Origin of the sequence: Proteiniclasticum sp. C24MP (assembly GCF_043951855.1) — a bacterium.
In the GTDB taxonomy this organism is placed as follows: Bacteria; Bacillota; Clostridia; order Clostridiales; family Clostridiaceae; genus Proteiniclasticum.
In genome coordinates this window covers 97450-118230 of record NZ_JBINJW010000003.1, presented here as the reverse complement: position 1 = coordinate 118230, position 20781 = coordinate 97450, and the positions used below count along the sequence as shown (strand labels likewise).

The window sequence follows — 20781 nt, the reverse complement described above, 5'->3', positions numbered from 1 at the left end:
GTTGTTTTAGCAATAAAACATGATATAATTAAGTTGTTTATTAAAAGTATATGAATATGAGGTGATTTAATGGTTTCAAAAGACGTTGCAGTAAAAAATCCAACCGGTCTGCACGCTAGACCTGCTACACTACTTGTCAAGAAGGCATCTTCCTTCAAATCTGATGTAAGTGTTGAGTATAACGGCAAGAAAGCAAACGTAAAGAGTTTAATCGGTGTTTTATCCTTAGGAGTTACTAAGGGTGCAACCATCACAGTAATCGCAAACGGCGAAGACGAAGAAGTTGCCTGTGAAGAAGTTGCCAAGCTGATTGAAACACTTGAAGAGTAATTTTCAAGAAAGTATTTGAAGAACATGCTAGGATTGAGTTTTCAGTCCTAGTTTTTCTTTTTTGCCCTCATGAAACCGAAAACACAAACATTTTACGAAAATTTCATTCTAATATATGTGTTTTAGTGTATAATTGGTATGTTGTCTAACATCATCCAACGGAATATCGAGGTGAAAATATCTTGAAAAGCATATATGTCAAAGGAAATACCTATGTACTGGACCTGGACCTGCTTTATCTGCCTTTCTACAGGATTGACGATAAGAACATCATCCTTCTTGATACCGGATACATGCACAATGACAGAGAAAGACTGACCTCCTATTTGGAGAAGAATCAGTTGAATGTAGCGGGTATTCTCTGCTCTCATGCTCATATCGATCATGTGGGAAATGCAGCCTACTTCAAAGAAAAGTACGGATGCCCTGTGGCCATGACCAGGGAAGAGGCCGGTGTCGTGGACTCCGTCATGTCCCTGAAGAAGTTCTATGCAAACTACTCCATCCGTACCGTACAGGAACACTTCGGCCATATGATGGTGAAGACAGACCGTATCATTGAAGCTGAGGAGAAGGAGATCACTTTCTGCGGCGTAGTATTCAAGATCCTGCATACGCCTGGTCACAGTACGGGACACATCACCATCACAACACCGGACGATGTCACCTACATCGGGGACGCCCTCATCAGCTACGAAGTCATGGACAGCGCAAAGCTTCCCTATGCCTACATCCTTACCCAGGATATCGCAAGCAAGATGAAGCTGTACAGCCTACGCTCCAGCCACTATGTTCTGGCGCACAAAGGCATCTATCCCGATGTGAAGGACCTCATCACGGACAACATCTATTTCTACAGAAACCGAGCGGAAGAGATTCTTGCGGTCATCACGAAGCCCATGACAAAGGAGGAGATCCTTCAGACAGTGGCACTGACCATGAGAATACGGATCGATTCCACCTTCAAGTATCTGGTGGTGGAAAGAATGCTCCAATGCTATGTGGAATACCTGCTTGAAACAGATCGTATCCAGCTGTGCGTTCAGGATCTGTCACTGAAATATGTGCCGAAATGAACATAGATCTGTGAAACAGGAAGGAACTGTGTTCATAAAACAGAAAACAAAGCAAAAGATGATAATCAGGAGGAAATTATGAGAGACACTTACGAAAGCCCTTTAAACCGAAGATATTCTTCAAAGGAGATGAGTTACATCTTTTCAGACGAAAAGAAATTCAGAACCTGGAGAGCACTCTGGATCGCACTGGCCAAAGCGGAAATGGAACTGGGTCTGCCCATCACCCAGTCTCAGCTTGACGATCTGATCCGTTACAAGGATGAGATCAATTACGAAGAAGCGGAAGCACGGGAAAAAGTAGTGCGTCATGATGTCATGAGCCATGTATACGCCTACGGGCTTCAGGCGGAATCCGCAAAGGGAATCATCCACCTGGGGGCTACCAGCTGCTATGTGGGAGACAACACGGATCTCATCATCATGCGGGAGGGCCTTCATCTGATCCGGAGAAAACTCATAGAAGTTTTAAAGAATCTTAAGGTATTTGCGTTAAAATACAAAGACGTGCCAACACTGGGATATACCCATTACCAGCCTGCACAGATCACCACTGTGGGGAAGAGAGCGACGCTCTGGATGCAGGATCTGGCACTGGACCTTGAGAACCTCAATCACACCATCGAAACCATGCGTTTCAGAGGCGTCAAGGGAACCACCGGAACCCAGGCCAGCTTCATGAGCCTCTTCGATGAGGATGAGGAGAAAGTGAAGGAGCTGGACAGAAAGGTCGCCGAGCATTTTGATTTTCCGAAAACCTTCAAAGTGACAGGACAGACCTATCCAAGGAAACTGGACAGCTTCATTCTGAACAACTTGAGTGAAATCGCCCAGAGCGCCTATAAATTCAGCAACGATCTCAGACTGCTTCAGAGCATGAAAGAGATTGAAGAACCCTTCGAAAAGAATCAGATCGGCTCCTCTGCCATGGCCTACAAGCGTAACCCCATGAGAAGTGAGAGAATGGGCGCTCTATCCCGATATATCATCGTGGATGCCCTGAATCCTGCCATCACCGCATCCACCCAGTGGTTCGAAAGAACCCTGGACGACTCCGCCAACAAAAGGATTTCTGTGGCAGAAGCGTTCCTTGCACTGGATGGTGTACTGAATCTGTACATCAACATCACTGAAGGCATGGTCGTTTATGACAAGATGATTGAAGCCCACCTCCATAGTGAACTTCCCTTCATGGCGACGGAAAACATCATCATGGAAGGAGTCCGAAAAGGCGGAGACAGACAGGAGCTCCATGAACTCATAAGAGAGCACTCCATGGAAGCTTCCAAGCGTGTGAAACTGGAAGGTCTCGACAACGACCTCATAAACAGAATACTTGGCGACGACCGCTTCGGTCTCAGCGAAGACGAACTGAAACACACATTGAACCCGAAGCACTACATCGGCAGAGCACCGCAGCAGGTGGAGGCGTTCATGAAGGAAGAGATCGATCCTCTCATCCACGTATATGAAAGCGACACCTATCAGAAATCAGACATAACCGTCTAGAAAATCAGCCTGAGCGCAATTCAGAAGACAGAGTTCTTTTCAGGCCTTCAAGGAGTACTACATGAGTCAACAACTGCAAGTATTTATATTAAGCATGATTCCCATCATCGAGCAGAGAGGAGCCATTCCTCTGGGCTTTGTTTATGAAATGGAACCAGTGACCATCTTTCTATTGGCATTGTTCGGAAGCCTCGTGCCATCTCCCTTTATCCTGCTTCTCTTCAAGCAGATCTACAAATTTATGGCATCGAAGCCTTTCTTCAAGAGATTTGTGGATCTCATCGACCATAAGATCGCGAAGAATTCGGATAAACTCGAGAAAAGAAAGGAAATCGGCCTGATTCTTTTCGTGGCCATACCGCTTCCCACTACAGGAATCTGGACCGGGAGTGCTGTAGCAGCGTTTCTGGGGCTGGACTTCAAGAAATCGCTTTTGTGTAATTTCATCGGAGCTGTTCTATCCGCAACCGTGATCACAATCATCTGTCTGCTGATCCCCGGTTTCTTCACCGCAAAGACGATTTTCTAAAACGAAATGCAATCTGAAGACATTCTCTGATGAAATTAATCCGGGAATGTCTTTTCGTATGGTAAAATAAATGAGCAGAGGATATTTCCACTATAAAGTTCTTAAAAAGAATTTAAGAACTTTAAAGCGCGAGCTTTATATTCTATTTATAATTATCAGATATAATTTAAAAGTATTCAAAAGGAGGATTCCTATGCATAAAAAAATCATCCTTGGTATACTGCTCATTTTAGGGATGTTCTTCCTTAATGCATGTGGTACCAACGAAGAAGAAATAAAGACACAGATGGCTCCAATCTTAACTTACACCAATGATAAAGAAGAGAACATAAAGTTCGTCAGAACAAAGTCCTATGATGGCATGACCATCAAGGAATTCACAGATTCCAGGTACTATTACGAAGTGACTCCGGAAGGGCGTCTCATGACCGTATTCCTGAGAAATACCCCAGGAAACACCTCACCCGATCTGGCCACAGAGGAAGAAATCCTTCTGAAAGCGGAGGATAACCTGAAAAGGCTGGATTACGAAGTGGAGAAATTCAAGACGGTTGTAGCTTACAATGAAAGCCTGAAGCAGTATGAAAGCGTGTCCCGCGAAAAACAGGGTGAACTTTTCACCGGAAACAACATCTACATTCAGTATACCAGTGACGGTACACTGATCAGTATTTCCTTTAAGTATGAAAACCCGGATGTACTCAGTACTGTTGACAAGATCACTGTAGATGAAGCAAAAGAAATCATCATCAATTATTTCAGCGCGAATGCAAGCACCGAGGAATTCTCATCCAGGCTTACCAAGGAAATCATCAAACACGAAGTGGATGTATACAACAACAAGAAAGTCTATAATCTCTATTTCACACTGGAGATCGAAGAAGGAAAAAACTTTAACTTCGTTTATGCAGTGAGCACAGAGTCCGGGATCATTCTTTATAGAAAGGAACTATGAGATAATCTGAAAAGATTATCTCTTTTTTCGTGCAGATGAAAAGACCGCACATTAAGTTTCATGCTATTTAATTTGACCAATCTTATTTTATCAGCTAAACTGTATGGTAATAACAGATTGCATCAGAAAACGGGAACCGATTCACTTCAGGGATACTGCGGTGCCATATCCAGTCTCGAGAGCCTGCTGATTCACTTGATGCAATCCAGGAAACAGGAGGAAACATGAAGCATATATTTATAAAAGGAAACGATAACAACAAAACACTAGTGCTTTTTCATGGAACTGGAGGAAATGAAAATGATCTGATTTCCCTGGGGCGTATGATCGATTCTGAAGCAAACATCCTTTCCTTACGCGGAAACGTGAACGAAAACGGCATGAACCGCTTCTTCCGTCGCATACAGGAAGGGGTCTTCGACGAAGAAGATATCCTCTACAGAGCAGAAGAAATCAGAAGCTTCATTGAAAGCGCTTCGAAAGAGTACGGATTCAGTCCTGATAATCTGACTGGAATCGGATACTCCAACGGTGCGAACATCATCGCAGCTGCCCATTATCTTTATGGAGGCATCTTCAGTAAATCGATTCTGTTCCATCCCATGGTTCCACTGAAGGAAACACCCGATATCAGTCTAGTGGGAACGAAAATCTTCATCGGTGCTGGAGAAAATGATCCCATCGTACCTTTTGACAATACACTTACGCTCGAAAAGAGATTAAAGGAAATGGGTGCAGATGTATCTCTTCATACCTATAGGAGGGGACATTCACTTACACAGGAAGAGGTTCAAGATGCTTCTGCCTGGTACAATCGGTAAGGGTAAATCGACCGGATATGCGTATCCGGTTTTTTTCACATCCTATTTGCCGGTGAGGTTCCAATGACCCCTGATATAAATTTATCATTCCTGAAGATGAAATGGTTTTAATTACCTGAGATAAAGGTACAACTAACTGTCATATTCATCGAAAAAGATAGAAACACCAGTGCATTAGTGATATGATATATTTAAGACATGTGGTCAAATCTAACAGTATAGAATAGTGCCAGTTAGCAGTGACCTTCAGTGTCTAATCTCTGAAAGGAGGGAGTCGTATGAAACGAGTCTTGAAAACCATGATTATGACTGTTCTGATGTTCTCCATGTTACTGACCACAGTTATGGCTATGGATGTATGGGAAGTTCGCTTCAATGGTGAAGTATCTCCAAGTCAGTCCCAATGGCTTGCGAATGCATACCAGGAAGCAGAGGATAATCAGGCTGATGCAGTATATCTCATTCTGGACACACTTGGTGGAAGAGTTGACTCGGCACTGGAAATGTCCAAAACCATATCTTCCATGGACACGATTGTTCTGGTGGATGGTGGTGCAATTTCAGCAGGAGCGCTCATGGCCCTTAGCGGAAGTGAAATGTACATGACATCCGGCTCAACCATCGGTGGAGCTGAACCTCAGATCGGCGGCGAGAGAGCAGATGAAAAAACAGTTTCCGTCTGGTCAGCAGAACTTGCTTCTCAAGCGGAGAAGAATGGACGAGATCCACTCATCGCACGCGCAATGGCTGATGACACAATCTCTATCGAGGGCCTTGTAGAAGAAGGTAAACTTCTGACACTGACGGCCGAAGAAGCACTGAAATATGATATGACTGATGGTGTCTATCGTAGCGACCTTGATCTGAGAGCAGACAAAAATCTGACTATCATTGGTTCATCAGGAAAAACAACCATCAATTATGTGACGGATTTTCTGACAACCGCAGCAGTCAGTACTATTCTATTGATGATTGGTATTGCAGGCATACTTATTGAGTTATTCACTCCAGGATTCGGAATACCCGGCGGCATAGGAATAGCCGCATTAGGTCTTTATTTTGGAGGAGGGATCCTTGCAGGAATCTCAGGATGGGAAGCAGCACTGCTGTTTATCATCGGACTCGCGCTGCTTCTGGTAGAGGTATTTATAATTCCCGGATTCGGTATTGCAGGTGTTCTTGGACTTGCAGCATTATTCGGAAGTATATTCCTATCAACACCAGATCCTTCAACGGCTGTACAATCCTTAGTCATTGCAATCATTGGTGCAGCACTGCTGATCATCGTGGTATTCAGGTTCACTCCAGGTCGAAAAGTGTTTAAACGACTCGTACTGGAGATGGAGGAAACTCCTGATAAAGGATATGTGGCAGCAAAGCAGGGTCTTGTTACCCTTATGGGGAAACAGGGAATTGCCAAAACCACACTCAGACCTTCCGGAACCGCTGAATTTGATGATGCTTTTGTTGATGTCGTCACCTCCGGTGAATACATCGAAGAGGGTACACCGATCATTGTCACAAATGTTGAAGGTATGAGAGTCATCGTAAAACAAGCTAAAGGAGTTGACGTAGGTGCCGATTAAAAACTTTTTCAGGAAATTGGTGCTAAGCATGGGCGAGACGCCTGAGCGTGGCTACACAGCTGCGAAACCGGGTTTAAAAGAGTACATCGGCAAAACAGGAATTGCTAAAACAACCTTAAGACCATCAGGTACCGCTATTTTCGATGGCGAATTAGTGGACGTGGTCACTTTAGGGGAATTCATCGAAGCTGGTACAGAAATACTTGTCACCAGTGTCGAAGGTATGAGAGTCATCGTAAAAGAAAAACTAAAGGAGTTGTAGTAAATGCCAGAAATTTATGGATCACTTATTCTATTCGTGATAATCATTGTTCTACTTATTCTACTTTTCACCATTATCCCAGTAGGATTATGGATCAGTGCTCTAGCAGCAGGTGTCAAAGTCGGATTCTTCAACCTGATCGGTATGAGACTTAGAAGAGTTGTGCCAAGTAGAATCGTCAATCCTTGGATCAAGGGAGATAAGGCTGGACTTGAACTGAACGGAAACAAGCTTGAAGCGCACTATCTTGCAGGTGGTAATGTCGACAGAGTCGTCAATGCCCTTATCGCAGCAGAAAGAGCTCAGATTCCTCTGCAGTTTGAAAGAGCAGCGGCAATCGACCTGGCTGGTAGAGACGTTCTAGAAGCTGTTAAAATGTCCGTTAACCCTATCGTAATTGAAACTCCATTCATTGCTGCAGTGGCAAAGAATGGTATCGAAGTAAAAGTTAAAGCAAGAGTTACAGTTCGTGCAAATCTTGACAGACTTGTCGGTGGTGCTGGACAGGAAACAATCATCGCAAGAGTCGGTGAAGGTATTGTAACAACCGTAGGTTCTGCCGAAGATCACAAATCCGTTCTTGAAAATCCGGATACAATTTCTTCTACAGTACTGAAGAAGGGTCTTGATTCCGGTACTGCATTTGAAATCCTATCTATAGATATCGCTGATGTGGACATCGGTAGAAATATCGGTGCTAAACTACAGGAAGATCAGGCTCAGGCAGACAAGAAGATTGCTCAGGCTAAAGCTGAAGAAAGACGTGCCATGGCTGTTGCTCAGGAACAGGAAATGCGTGCAGAAGTACAAGCCATGCGTGCTAAGGTTGTTGAAGCAGAAGCTGAAGTACCAAAGGCTCTTTCGGAAGCATTCAGAAAAGGAAACATCGGTGCATTTGACTATTACAACATGAAAAATGTAATGGCAGACACCAACATGAGAGATTCTATTTCTCAGAGTGGCAAACAACCTACACCACAGCAGAAGGAAGATTAAGATAGGAGGATTCCTATGGATTTTATTGTAATGCTGGTGATCTTCGGTCTGATCTCTTCTCTAACCAGAAAGAGCAAAAAGCCGCAGAATAAAAGACCAGCAACAACCAACTATCCCAGCAAGAGTCTATCCAGCGATCCTCGTGCAGGCACAGTTCAATCAAGAGCTGCTGAAATGAAAAAGCCCGAGAATCTGCAAGACGGTCTTACTTCACTTTTCAATATGCTGGCCGGCGAAGAAGTACTTAAAGATCGGAAGTCCATTGACGTGGAGCGATTAAAGAAACTGGAACTGGAAGAAGCAAAAAAGAGAAGCGAACAGGAAGCTGTAGAAGCTTTTGAGAAAACAAGAAGACTGGAATCAGAAGCCAGAGAAAAGGCTTATCTGGAAGAAAATGATGCACTGAAGCTAGAAATGCTGGATGATGGTGTACCAGATGAATCTGGAAGCGCTGCTTCCATACCACTTGTATTCACACTTGCTGAAGCTCAGAAAGGTTTCATATGGCATGAAATCCTGGATAAACCAAAAGCATTGAATCACAATAAAAGATAATATGAGAAGATATCTCTGCAATTGCAGAGATATCTTTTTTATTGCAATAAATATAAATCAGATTTTTCAAAATTTAATGGATTTGTATCTTTTATGATTGATGATTTTGATATATTTTAGACATAAAGAAAGAAGGGTGATAAAAATGAGTACATCAAAAACAAAAACGCTGAGTGCTTTATTTATTGCTTTTGTGCTTCTGTTATCTCTCACCGCCTGCGCGCTGCTGTTTCCGGATGGTACCTCCGGGGCTGTGAGTATTGAAGGTGACACACTGACCATAGCACTTGAGGAAAATCCGACAACCGGATTCTGCTGGAGTTATACGATATCGGATGAAAATGTGATCCACCTTGTTGAGGATGGATATACGGCAGAGTCCAACGATCCAAATGTTGTGGGAGGTGGAGGGATGCATCAGTATACATTCGAAGGTCTAAAGGCTGGAGAAGTGACCCTCGTTTTTGATTACTACAAGTCCTGGGAAGGCGTAGAAACTGCAGAAGAACATATCGAATACATAGTAACAGTACAAGATGATGGAACCATTTCCAAAGTGAAGTAGTTTAAAAAGGTTTCAATATGGCCACTGTTCAATAGACTGGCCAAATTGAAACCTTGAATATTTTTAAGGTAAAGGGGAATTATTATGAAAATATCACATCTCATTTCTTTCGTAACCTCAGCTGTGCTCTCATTGTCTATTTTATCCGGTTGTACAGAAACAAAGGAGGAACCCGAAAAACTCTTCTTTACACCCGAGACTTATCCCATCGTCGATGGATCTACGGTAACAATCCCTCTTTCAGAAATGCTTGCCTCCAGACTGATGGATCTGCCACTGGAAGAAGCTAGGCAATACATCATACATAATAAAACTCATGAAGGGTATGTCAATCTCATCGAAAAGAATGCGGACATCATTTTCGTCACCAGTCCATCTGCGGAGGAACTGGAACTGGCAAAAAAGAATGATATGGAACTGGAAGTGATTCCAATCGTCAGTGAAGCCTTCGTTTTTCTCACCGGCAAAGACAATCCCGTATCAGAATTAAGTCTTGAAGAAATAAGAAGAATCTATTCAGGTGAAATCACGAACTGGAAAGATGTAGGTGGCCTGGATATGAGTATCACCGCTTATCAGAGGCCGGTGAATTCAGGCAGCCAGACTGGATTCCTTGATCTGGTCATGAAGGATCTGACGCCTATGGAAGCACCTATAGAGCAAACCATAGCGGGTATGGGTGAACTCATAGATTCAGTTGCAGCCTATACAGACAGTCCAGACGGACTTGGATATTCGTATTATTACTATACCAGCGAAATGTGGGGAAACGATCGAGTAAAACTTCTGGAAGTTAGCGGTATTGAGCCGAACCCCCAAACCATCACATCAGGGGAATACCCTCTGCAGACAGCCTATTATGCTGTTATACGAAATGATGAATCAGCGGACAGTCCTGTACGCAAGATGATCTCCTATCTGCTCTCAGAAGATGGTCAGGCGATGGTAGAGGAGGCAGGTTATGTCAGAGTCAAAGAAAAACCATAGAATCTGCAATATCAAACATTTATCCATCAGTTTATGGATGATCGCACTCCTACTTCTTACAGTAGGATGCGATTCTACAGGAGAAGACCCTGTTGAGGCTTCTCCGGATCCTTCTGCGGTGAATGAGGAGGGGACAGACGCCTATGTTTCTCCATTTGGTGAAGTAACAGGTCCTGTTCATACGACTTACCTCATTGCCAATCCACCAATAGACGTCTCTACTGAAAAGTCAGAAAGCCCTGAGTTTCGAGACTATGCACTTTCCATCAAAGGATTGAAAGATAAATCCACGGAAGAGGCGATCAACCAGAAAATCATGGATCATCACATGAGCCTCAAAGACATGGATATGCCTCCCTACAGGGGAATTCGCAGACTGATTCCTGAAGGATCTGCGATCCAGAACCAGGATGTATCCACCCAGCTGACCTTCAGCTACAATGACATCATTTCAGTGATGTCATCTGTATCAAGAATATACAGCACAGATGCATCTGGTCTGAAAACAGAATACATTGATTATCGTGGCAGTCTGACTCTGGATCTTCATACCGGAGAGGAGATACACCTGTCGGACCTATTTATAAGTGATACGGATTATATGAATACCCTGAATACCCTTGTATCGGATTACCTGAGCCATCAGCAGGCTACAGAGGAATACGGCAGGGAGTTTGGATTTATTACGCTTACAGGGCCGTTTACAGGGCTTAAGGAAGACCAGAAATTCAATCTGACTGAAAATGCATTGATGCTGATTTTCGACTATGCTACACCTGAATTTGACACAAGATACTATCCTGTGACAATCAACATACCTTATAAGGATCTAGAGGATATTTTAGCCATCAAAGAACGTTTTTACAATGAAGATTCGTCCATTTTTGAAAACGAAACTCCACGGGAACACATCCTCATCAGTAATTTTCAGGATCAAATAGAAGGAGAGAACTCCATAACAGCATTTGACAGTATTGATGCTCAAAAAGAAATGAGGTATCCAGTCAATCTGATCAGCAGCCTGAAGAAAAAATTCATCGATTTCTCCGAACTGAACATAGGAGAAATCAAAGACATCGCAGAAGGAGAGCACCAGCAGTTTTATTACCAGGAATCTACCGCATATTCCATTGGCGACTATATCATCTTCAGCAAGATGAAAAATTATCATGATGGGCAATTCAACTTCACTCAGGAATACACTACTTTCAGAGAGGATGGAACCATCGTGCCGTTGGAATCACTGTTTCAACCCGGTTATGATTATGAAGAACTTATCAGAAAAGTGCTCATCGGGGCAATTCCCAGAGGTGTCGAAAGATCTGACGAGTTTGTTGATCAGCTTATGAAAAGCCTGACATTCAGACTGAACAGAACCGAAATCTACTTTGCAAGTGAATCCATAGAAATCAATCAGGATGAAAGAACTCCTGTATCTTTTGCAATCCCATACAAAATCATCGGTACAGAAAATCTGACCATATTCGGAGAATAATGAATTGAGCTTTCAAAAAGACAACAGCTGGAAGGGGGGAATCCCATTCCAGCTGTTGTCTAAATATATGCGTGATGGATTGAAGTAAAACCTGATAAGTCTTTAATAACTTATCTTGATACTAATGCTAACATACTTTCAAAAGAAAAAACCCCGAACTTCTTCGGGATTTTGGCACTTTTTTGATCATTTTTGTGGTTTTTCAGGATTAATGTATATATTTTAATATCACATGAATTCAATTATATATTTAAAATTCTGGAAAGAAACAATAATTAATTTCTCTGGTCACATAGAAACTCACAGTATGAATCATTATGGCCAGGATATAGCAATGTGCTGGTAAACAGATGCAGATTATTCTGAGCAGCTGCAACTTAAACCAAGCCAGATTATAGAGAGACCGGATCCGTAATATGGAAAGTGTCAGATCGACAGTTAAGAACTCAATTTTCACAATAAATATTTCTGAATAGGATAGAAGAGGGCTTTCGGAGTCCATTTCTCTATAAATATTTTATTTCGCGAAATGTTGATTTCGCGAATTTAATGCGATATAATTTAAATAGAAACGAGAAATTCATGCTTTTATTGCAAAATCGCCCTTCTGTAATACACAATTAAGGATGGTAATTATGAGTGAAAATAACACTGTTTATTATGAAGTTTACCCAGCGCGTGTGCTGGACTTTCTGAACTACTCCAGCACCATACGCGGAAAATCAGACAGCACCATTGAAGCATACGGTTATGACCTGGGTTTGTTCTTCAGATTCATAAAAATGCACCGCAGGCTCGTTCCTTCTGATATTCCATTTGATGACATCCTGATTCATGATATTGATGATGAGTTTCTAAGGAAAATCACTTTATCAGAGATTTATGCATTTCTATCTTATACAGATAAGAAACGTAAAAATTCAACTTATGCACGTGCTAGAAAAACGGCCTGTATCAAAACTTTTTTTAAATACTTATCCGTCAAAGCCCGTATCATCGATAAAGATCCAACTGTAGAATTGGAAAGACCTAAAATCAAGAAAAGAAACCCGGTGTATCTGACGCTTGATGAAAGCCTCTCCTTATTAAGATCTATGGATAAAGAAAATATAAATTATAAACGCGATTACTGCATCCTGACATTATTTCTGAATTGCGGACTTCGTCTTTCTGAACTTGTCAGCATCAGAATCAGTAAGATTAAAGAAGATACGTTGACTGTAATCGGTAAAGGAAATAAGGAACGCGTCGTGTATCTGAATCACGCATGTATATCTAGCCTGAATGAATATATGACTATCCGATCCAAAGTCGAAACGGATGATCAGTATAAAGACTATTTGTTTCTGTCCACCCATCGAAGACCAATCAACAAAAGAACTGTAGAAATTCTCGTAAAGAAACATGTGCAGCATGCTGGTTTGACCGATGAAAAATACAGCCCTCACAAACTTAGGCACACCGCCGCTACGCTCATGTACAAACATGGAAAAGTTGATATAAGAAGTCTTCAGATGATTCTCGGACATGAGAATGTTTCGACTACACAGATCTATACACATGTGGATAATGAATCACTTCGTGAAGCTGTGAATGCAAATCCACTGGCTGAAGAATAAAATTAGCACTACATATTGATTAAATTAAATCTTATCATGTCAATATGTAGTGCTTTTTAAGTTCTAATGATTATTAGATTTACATAATATTTATTGGGTAAATCTATTTTTTCCATCTCCCCTCCTTCCCTATTGATTCGAATGAAAGCTTTACATCATGTGTTCTTGGATTTTCCTTAAATCAGCCAGATGCACCGCAATCTACGAAAGGACTCATTATTTTCCCCATGATTTTGATTTGACTATTCTTGATTCACTTTATTTACCTGTTCCTTTTCTAAATATTTTACGCTTAATCAACGATCAATATGTCCATCCATTGCGGACATATTGCAATCATAAGCTTCCCTCCCCTTACTCGTTTTAATGCAAAAAAACATCACTATCTAATCATTTGGAAATTAGATAGTGATGTTTTTTTATTCATTACAGAAAATTCAGCAGCAGCAAAATCAGGAGAAGAAGCATAAATCCGTATATAAAGACATCAGATTTGTTGATGTACCTTTCAGTTGATCCTATAATGCGCCTTAGAAATTTACCAGATCTTTCATAAAATGGAGCATAATACTCACTTTCAAAATCCAGCTGCTGAGGCAAGTGAAAATGAAACAGATTGAATTTAATCCCTGCGATATAGATGATAAATCCTGCACTGTATACAGTTACCATCGACATCAGATCTTTACTGTTGAAGAAGTTCATGCCAACAAGATATTTATCTATGAAGTAAGCATCAAAATTCAGTGCCCTTGCTGACGGTATGATGAAATGATCCATCAGCAGATTCGGGAAGATTCCAATTACAATAATCAGGATGGAAAGTACGATCAGTGCAATGGTACCGGTATCATACCTCTCTTTCACATATTTGTATTTTTTAGGTATATGGCCAAGAAAAACATGAGAATACAATTTAATGAATGAAGCTGCAGTGCATGCACTCACGAATGTGAACAGATATTCTGCCCACTTAAATGCCGGGTGACCATATTCATAGGCTTCAATAATTGCATGATGAAGGATAGATTTACTGGCAAAACCATTCAGGAGAGGCATTCCTGTGATTCCTAAAGCTGCAATCAGTCCTGCCGCTGCCGCTATGGGCATCTTTCTCCAAAGACCGCCCAGATTATACATGTTCTTTTCTCGTGTTCTGAAGAATACAATGCCTGCTACCATAAACAGCAATGCTTTAAACAATCCATGGTTGATCATGTGATAAACGCTTCCTGAAAAGCCCATGGCACCTTCGTACCCCAGATACGCTGCTACGCCTATGCCCATGATGACATACCCCATCTGACTCACACTATGATATGCGAGCATACGAATCATTTTCTCCTGCTCCAGAGCGGCAATGACACCGACCACCATGGTGATGATGCCAAGCCATATAACTACAGCACCAATGTCTTTGAGCGTGATCAGTACCCTGTTCACATTCAGCTGCTCCAGTGTCTTTGTAGAACTTATGACCGATACAATCAGCCTTACAATGCCATATCCCCCTAATTTCATGAGAATCCCTGAAGACAAGGCATTCACTGATATATGAGATTTCGGATAAATAACCGGTACCCAGTGATGCAGCGGTACCATTCCAGCTTTCACACCAAATCCGGTGATGAAGAAAGCTGCAGAAACATATTTGACATTACCCATTTCACCGAACTTTTCCGCAATGGTAATCCATTCATAATTCTGCGTGTAAGCAGATAGCACAAGAATCCCGGCAAGAATGGATAAGCCCCCGAAAATTCCGAAATAGATATAGATGCTGCCCGCTTCTATGACCTTCTGTCCCCTCTCATGAACCATGAGCGCAAAGGAGGCAAAAGTCACAACTTCAAAAAACATGAAGAAACTCAGCAGATCTCCTGCCATAAGTGTTCCTATGGTGGCAAGATAAGTGATCATAAAGAACAGATAGAAGCTTCTTTCTCGGCCGCAGCCCTTGATGTCAACAGAAGTATAGAAGCTCACGGTAAGGAAGATGATCCCTGCCAGAATCATGAAGAGAAGACTAAGCAAGTCGATTCTGAATATGATTCCATTTCCGAACAGACTGGCAATCTCATATTCCGTAGGTTCAGATAGCACTTCCGGGTAGATGGAAATCATCAGTATTGTTGTCAGGAGAATCACTGTTCTCACAGAAAGTCTCCTTACCCCTCTGTTCTTTCCACTTAAGAGAGGGATAATCAGGATTTCGATCAGTGTCAGCACAATTATGATGACAGGAAGCCATAACTGGATAATCGCTCGTGCCGTATTCATCGCTACACCCTCCTTTATGTTACGAGGTAAATGATGATGCCAAGTAATACGATGGCATATATCACCACATCACTCTTGATGATGGTCGTTTCCATGCCATGGATGAATGTATTGGACATGGCCAGACTCTTTTTTCTGATTCCTTTGTGCATTGTGAAATCCCCGTCCATCCACCTTGGGAGATGAAGATGGAACAGATGATAGCGGATGCCCAGATAGAAGATTGCAATGCCGATGGCGAAAATATACACCATGGTCATGAGATCATGACTATTGAAGAAATTCATTCCAACCAGATAATGATCAATGAAATCTTCACTATAGGCAAACCCTCTTGTGGCAGGAATGATGAACTGGTTCATGATGAAATTCGGGAAAACGCCAATAAGCGTCACAAGAAGAGCCAGTCCCCCCATACCCAGGTTCATCATGATCTTCTCCCCTTGAATATCCTTGTACTTTTCAGGAAGTTTTCCTAAGAATACAAACCCGAAGAGCTTGATGAATGAGGTCACGGTTCCGGCGCTGATCAGCGTGAAAATCATTTCCGCATATCTGAAGGAAGGATGCCCATACTCATAGGCTTCCACAATGGCATGGTGAAGAATGGACTTGCTTGCAAACCCGTTAAACAGAGGCATTCCGGTAATTCCAAGTGCAGCGATCAGACATACCAGTGCTGTGAAGGGAAATTTTCTCCACATACCGCCAAGTTTATACATGTCCATCTCATGGGTTTTCAGATAAATGACCCCTGCAACCATAAAGAGAAGTGATTTGAATAAGGCATGGTTGACCATATGATAGATTGCCCCGGAGAAGCCCATGGCCCCTTTGGGTCCGAGATATGCAGCAACACCGATGCCCATGATGATATAACCCATCTGACTGATACTATGATAGGCAAGCATTTTTTTCATGTTGCTCTGCTGCAGTGCCATGAATACACCTGCAGCCATGGTGATGATGCCGATCCAGATGATCGCTGCCCCTAACGCATTACTCAGATCCCAGATGGGATCATCGTATGGCAGGAAGGCCCCCTTGGCAGGCATAAAGAAACTGGTCAGTACCCTTAACATGCCAAACGCACCGATTTTGATCATCAGACCGGATAAGAGCGCACTTGCTGGCGTCGGCGCCACCGGATGTGCTCTAGGCAGCCATATATGAAGCGGAAGCATCCCCGCTTTGATGCCGAATCCGATGAGAAACAATGTGGCAATGAGGTACTTGACGTTTCCTAGTGAACTCACTTTCGCCGCCATGGGAACGAAAGCCACTGTACCTGCATTGACATAAAGAAGTATAATGCCAAGAAGAAGCGCAAGTCCCCCGGCTACACCCATATAGATATAGCTGTCACCTGCAATGAGAGACTCCTTGGACTGATTATGGGCAACCAGAAAATAGGACGCAAATGTCATGATCTCAAAAAACAGAAACATGGTGATGAGGTCCCCAGCCATGATGGTTCCAAGCACTCCGCCATAGGTGATGGACATCTGAAGAAAGAACCTGTTTCGATGTTTTTCGATGCTCATGTAATCATGCGCATACATGCTTACAAGGACCCAGATGATCGATGATACCATGACCATGATGAATCCCATAAGATCCACTTTGAAATTCAGTCCCAGTCCAAGCATTTTAGGAATCTCAAATCTCATGGTTCCTTCCATGACCTGAGGGAATAGTGCAAGGATCAGAAAGAATGTGAGTACTGTGGTATACACCACAGCCATATCCCTTGAGTTTTCTTTCCTTCTGAAGAAATACATTTCAATGGGCCCTCCCACCAACGGTACCAGGACGATGATCAGCGGAAGACTCTTGAAATTGTTCAAAGAGGCAGATATGCGATCAGCAATATTCACCGCATAAAGGGAGATTCCGCTTAATCTGGACTTGTCCACATTCGCTGAGAAAAACAGAAACGCAGCGAACAGCAGTCCTAAAATAATATAGAGGACAATACAGTTGATGCAGAAAGAATCCAGCTTTTTTCTTTTCTTGAATTCCGTATATTTGCTTTGTTTGTTAATTTGCTTCAAAATAATCCTCCACTTATAAGCCTATTCCCGAACCGATGAAGGTTGGAACAGCCTGCTGGATAATATCCATCACCAGATGCGGAAAGAGTCCTATGATCAGACTGGTGAAAGCCACTAGAACCATGGATACTTTCATTGTTCTAGGAATTCCGTCTCGATGCATTTCGAGAGGTTTTCCCGGACGTTCCCGTAAAAATGCGGAAACGATGATGGGCAGATAATACAGCGCATTAAGAAAACTGCTGAGCAGTAGGACGATGAGAAGTTCCGGATGCCCTGCATCCAGCACCGCAAGACCGAGATACCATTTACTCATAAATCCGCTGGTACCAGGAATACCGATCATGCCAAGTACACCGATGCTGAACACAGTCATGGTGATGGGCATTTCATATCCGATGCCATCCAGATCCTTCACATCTCTCTTTCCAGTGAGATAAATGATGGATCCGGCACTGAGAAACAGCGCGGATTTCATAAATGCGTGGGACACCACATGGAAAAGCGCTGCGGAAAATCCGAGTTCACTTGCAAGTGCAAGTCCCAGAAATATATAGCCGATCTGAGATACACTGGAATATGCCAGTCTTCGCTTGATATCTCTTTGGGTCAGCGCAAAAACAGACCCCATCATCATGCTTAAGACTGCAAAAATGATCAGATAGTCCGCAATCCCGATGTCTACGGAAATATTCACTCCCACTACCCTATACATGATTTTGGCAATGGAGAAGATGTACGCTTTTACAACCAGTCCTGACAGCAGCGCACTAGATGGTGTTGGTGCCGTGGAGTGCGCATCCGGAAGCCAGTTATGAAGTGGAAAAATAGCCGCTTTGATGCTGAATCCCGTGATCATGAATCCCATGGCCAGCAGTATATTCCGGGGATAAAGTCTCCAGACCTCACTGATTTCCAGGTTGATGGCACTCATGTTCAGCTGTCCTGTGACCATGTAGATCAGTGCGATGCCCATAAGCACTGTGACGGATCCAATGGCGCCCATCATAAGGTACTTCATGCTGGCCATGAGCGTGTCTTTTTTCTTCTTGATTGCGATAATCGCAACGGAAGTGATGGAGAGTATCTCCATAAAGACATATAAGTTGAACATATCGTTAGTAAAGATCATTCCAATCATCGAAAAAATCAGTAAAAAAACCAGAGTATAATAGCTGTACATTCTTGAAGATTCGATTTCATGTTCCAGATCTTTCAGGGAATATATAATGATCAGTATGGATAAAGTCAGTATCACCAGTGTCATCAGTGCGGAGAACTCGTCAACGAGAAACTCGATTCCGATTCCGGCGGGATAAGACCCGAAGGTATAGCTGTATGGAGCATCCCAAAGAACCTTCAGCAGTTCCAGAAGCGCCATGATCCATGTAATGCCCAGTACCGATACCATGAGTATCTGGAATCGTCTACCGTAAGGTTTTCTCTGAAGTGGAATGGTCACCGCAAAGATCAGCAGAAGCATCAGGATGTAGACGGGAAAATGTATATTACTCATCTTCTTCCACACTCCTTAACTTCATGATTTCATCCAGGTCAATGGTGCCATAGGCTTCATGTATCTTAATGATAATACTTAGGGCGAAAGCCGTGATGCTTACAGCAACGACAATCCCTGTGAGAATCATTGCAGCGGGCAGCGGATTCACAAACACTTTCTCTCCGGTTGAGGGGTCTATAATGGGAGCCACAGCCCCCTTCACATATCCTATGGAAACAAAGAAAAGAAAAATCGAAGTTTCCATGATATTGATCCCAATGATTTTCTTGATCAGGTTCGAATGCGTGAGCACGGTATAAAGACCGATGATAAAGAGAATCATGGCACCGATGTAATTGATGTTATTCACGATTGTACTTAAATCAAACTTCATCAGTCTTCCTCCAGCATGGTATGAAATAATGTCACAATGGTGCTCATGACTTTCAGCCCGATGGCGATGGTCACAATGGGGATGAGACCTGCACTGAATACACTTCCTAATTCGCCCATGGGAAATCCGGCTTCCTGATTTGTGAGGAAATTATAGCCCGCGATAATACCTGTGAATCCCATAAGAATGAAGAATATGATACCGCCTGTTTCAATTTTCGAGGAGACTTTATGAGGCATCCTTTTCTGTCCGGGTTTTAATCCGAAGGCTAAAGTGTACAGAACAATACTCGCCGCAAAAATAGCTCCACCGGAAAACCCCCCACCAGGAGACAGATGCCCATGTATGATCACGTAGACGCCATAGAGCTGAATAAAGGGAAGAATCATTTTTGTTATGACTCGTACAAATAGATCATCCATGATGTTCCTCCTCCTTGTCCGATTTCCTGTGATGAAAGACTCCGATTAAAGACACCACAGCTGCAATGCCTGTAAAAAGCACTGTGGTCTCACCCAGCGTATCGAATGCACGGTAATCCGTGATGATCGCCGCAATAAGATTGGTGCTCCCCGTATCCTCTGCGCCTTCACTGATGTAATATTCCGCAATTTCGTTGTAGGATGGATTCGTCTTTTCCCCTATGGGAGGAAGTTCAGCAATGCTTGAAAGAAGCACGATGAGAAGACCACCCAGTATGATGAGCGTAAAAAGTTTTTTCATTATTCCATCCTCCTGGTCCTGCTGATGACCACCACAAAAAGTATGGTGGTGATGCCCGCACCGATGGCCGCTTCCGTCATGGCTACATCCGGTGCTCGAAGAAGCAGCCATAAAAGAGCCATCACCAGGCTATAGGCTGTAAAAATGATCACTGCACCTAGAAGATCCTTTGTTCTTTCCACTGCAATGGCCGCGACAATCAGAAACACGATGAGAATCACATTAAATATCTCCATGAGGATCCTCCTTTGTCTTCTTCAGCTCTTTGTCATATGCGGCTTTTGATATGATATGTGCCGCCACGGGATTGGTGATCATGATGAAAATAAGAACGATGAGAAGCTTCAGACTCACCGGATCAAATCCTTTGTACACGATCAGTGCCAGAAGCGCAAGTCCCGCACCCAAGGTATCACTCTTGGTGGTTGCATGCATTCTGCTGAAAACATCCGGAAGCCTTATGAGTCCTGTTGTGCCTACCAGAAAGAAAAAACAGCTTGAAAGAGCAAGCAGCAGGATTACTATGTCTTTGAACATGATAAGCACC

General features: G+C 42.8%; 22 protein-coding genes. 14 read left to right on the top strand and 8 right to left on the bottom strand.

What is annotated here, in order from left to right:
• Nucleotides 1-69: 69 nt before the first annotated feature.
• From ACHAL6_RS04735 to ACHAL6_RS04670, 14 genes are all read left to right on the top strand, one after another.
• A complete protein-coding gene (locus ACHAL6_RS04735; protein ID WP_207597980.1) occupies nt 70-330 on the top strand; it encodes an HPr family phosphocarrier protein in 261 nt (86 codons plus the stop codon).
• A 182-nt stretch (nt 331-512) separates the two neighbouring features.
• Nucleotides 513-1406 (top strand): MBL fold metallo-hydrolase, encoded by an 894-nt coding sequence (locus ACHAL6_RS04730; RefSeq protein WP_395269093.1) that lies wholly within the window; start codon nt 513-515, stop codon nt 1404-1406.
• Between the two features lie 78 nt (nt 1407-1484).
• On the top strand, nt 1485-2915 hold the full coding sequence (gene purB / locus ACHAL6_RS04725; protein ID WP_395269092.1) for an adenylosuccinate lyase: 1431 nt from the start codon (nt 1485-1487) through the stop codon (nt 2913-2915).
• A gap of 61 nt (nt 2916-2976) precedes the next feature.
• Entirely contained in the window at nt 2977-3444 is a 468-nt protein-coding gene (locus ACHAL6_RS04720; RefSeq protein ID WP_395269091.1) for a COG2426 family protein, read from the top strand.
• 193 nt (nt 3445-3637) lie between these two features.
• Nucleotides 3638-4399, top strand: coding sequence for a hypothetical protein (locus ACHAL6_RS04715; RefSeq protein ID WP_395269090.1), 762 nt, complete (start codon nt 3638-3640; stop codon nt 4397-4399).
• 224 nt (nt 4400-4623) lie between these two features.
• On the top strand, nt 4624-5220 hold the full coding sequence (locus ACHAL6_RS04710) for an alpha/beta hydrolase (RefSeq protein ID WP_395269089.1): 597 nt from the start codon (nt 4624-4626) through the stop codon (nt 5218-5220).
• 278 nt (nt 5221-5498) lie between these two features.
• On the top strand, nt 5499-6806 hold the full coding sequence (locus tag ACHAL6_RS04705) for a nodulation protein NfeD (RefSeq protein WP_395269088.1): 1308 nt from the start codon (nt 5499-5501) through the stop codon (nt 6804-6806).
• Nucleotides 6796-7068: an NfeD family protein gene (locus ACHAL6_RS04700; protein WP_395269087.1), complete on the top strand. Its 273-nt coding sequence runs from the start codon at nt 6796-6798 to the stop codon at nt 7066-7068. Before ACHAL6_RS04705 ends, ACHAL6_RS04700 begins: the two co-directional genes overlap by 11 nt.
• 3 nt (nt 7069-7071) lie before the next feature.
• Entirely contained in the window at nt 7072-8064 is a 993-nt protein-coding gene (gene floA / locus ACHAL6_RS04695) for a flotillin-like protein FloA (protein WP_207597988.1), read from the top strand.
• 15 nt (nt 8065-8079) lie between these two features.
• Nucleotides 8080-8619: a hypothetical protein gene (locus ACHAL6_RS04690; protein WP_395269086.1), complete on the top strand. Its 540-nt coding sequence runs from the start codon at nt 8080-8082 to the stop codon at nt 8617-8619.
• 145 nt (nt 8620-8764) lie between these two features.
• Entirely contained in the window at nt 8765-9184 is a 420-nt protein-coding gene (locus tag ACHAL6_RS04685; RefSeq protein WP_395269085.1) for a protease inhibitor I42 family protein, read from the top strand.
• An 84-nt stretch (nt 9185-9268) separates the two neighbouring features.
• Nucleotides 9269-10171 carry a PstS family phosphate ABC transporter substrate-binding protein gene (locus tag ACHAL6_RS04680; protein WP_395269084.1) on the top strand — a complete coding sequence of 301 codons (903 nt, stop codon included), beginning with the start codon at nt 9269-9271 and terminating at the stop codon, nt 10169-10171.
• The gene (locus ACHAL6_RS04675) at nt 10146-11666 is read left to right on the top strand and encodes a hypothetical protein (RefSeq protein ID WP_395269083.1); all 1521 of its coding nucleotides are present in this window, start codon (nt 10146-10148) and stop codon (nt 11664-11666) included. Before ACHAL6_RS04680 ends, ACHAL6_RS04675 begins: the two co-directional genes overlap by 26 nt.
• A 635-nt stretch (nt 11667-12301) precedes the next feature.
• The gene (locus ACHAL6_RS04670; RefSeq protein WP_395269082.1) at nt 12302-13285 is read left to right on the top strand and encodes a tyrosine recombinase XerC; all 984 of its coding nucleotides are present in this window, start codon (nt 12302-12304) and stop codon (nt 13283-13285) included.
• 426 nt (nt 13286-13711) lie between these two features.
• On the opposite strand, the gene ACHAL6_RS04665 is transcribed toward ACHAL6_RS04670, so the two are convergent.
• Genes ACHAL6_RS04665 through mnhG form a run of 8 tightly spaced genes read right to left on the bottom strand, consistent with a single transcriptional unit; the run spans nt 13712 to nt 20771 of the window.
• Nucleotides 13712-15565 carry a complex I subunit 5 family protein gene (locus ACHAL6_RS04665; RefSeq protein WP_395269081.1) on the bottom strand — a complete coding sequence of 618 codons (1854 nt, stop codon included), beginning with the start codon at nt 15563-15565 and terminating at the stop codon, nt 13712-13714.
• Nucleotides 15566-15579: 14 nt separating this feature from the next.
• On the bottom strand, nt 15580-17619 hold the full coding sequence (locus ACHAL6_RS04660; protein WP_395269080.1) for a complex I subunit 5 family protein: 2040 nt from the start codon (nt 17617-17619) through the stop codon (nt 15580-15582).
• A 13-nt stretch (nt 17620-17632) separates the two neighbouring features.
• Nucleotides 17633-19135 (bottom strand): complex I subunit 5 family protein, encoded by a 1503-nt coding sequence (locus ACHAL6_RS04655; RefSeq protein WP_395269079.1) that lies wholly within the window; start codon nt 19133-19135, stop codon nt 17633-17635.
• Nucleotides 19128-19511 carry a cation:proton antiporter subunit C gene (locus ACHAL6_RS04650; RefSeq protein WP_395269078.1) on the bottom strand — a complete coding sequence of 128 codons (384 nt, stop codon included), beginning with the start codon at nt 19509-19511 and terminating at the stop codon, nt 19128-19130. Before ACHAL6_RS04650 ends, ACHAL6_RS04655 begins: the two co-directional genes overlap by 8 nt.
• Nucleotides 19511-19933 carry an MnhB domain-containing protein gene (locus ACHAL6_RS04645; protein WP_395269077.1) on the bottom strand — a complete coding sequence of 141 codons (423 nt, stop codon included), beginning with the start codon at nt 19931-19933 and terminating at the stop codon, nt 19511-19513. Before ACHAL6_RS04645 ends, ACHAL6_RS04650 begins: the two co-directional genes overlap by 1 nt.
• A complete protein-coding gene (gene mbhE / locus ACHAL6_RS04640) occupies nt 19926-20234 on the bottom strand; it encodes a hydrogen gas-evolving membrane-bound hydrogenase subunit E (RefSeq protein WP_395269076.1) in 309 nt (102 codons plus the stop codon). The genes ACHAL6_RS04645 and mbhE overlap by 8 nt, the downstream gene beginning before the upstream one ends.
• Nucleotides 20234-20470, bottom strand: a complete 237-nt coding sequence (locus tag ACHAL6_RS04635) for a hydrogenase subunit MbhD domain-containing protein (protein WP_395269075.1) — start codon at nt 20468-20470, stop codon at nt 20234-20236. Before ACHAL6_RS04635 ends, mbhE begins: the two co-directional genes overlap by 1 nt.
• Complete coding sequence (gene mnhG, locus ACHAL6_RS04630) at nt 20457-20771, bottom strand: monovalent cation/H(+) antiporter subunit G (protein ID WP_395269074.1); 315 nt, start codon at nt 20769-20771, stop codon at nt 20457-20459. The genes ACHAL6_RS04635 and mnhG overlap by 14 nt, the downstream gene beginning before the upstream one ends.
• Between the last annotated feature and the right edge of the window lie 10 nt (nt 20772-20781).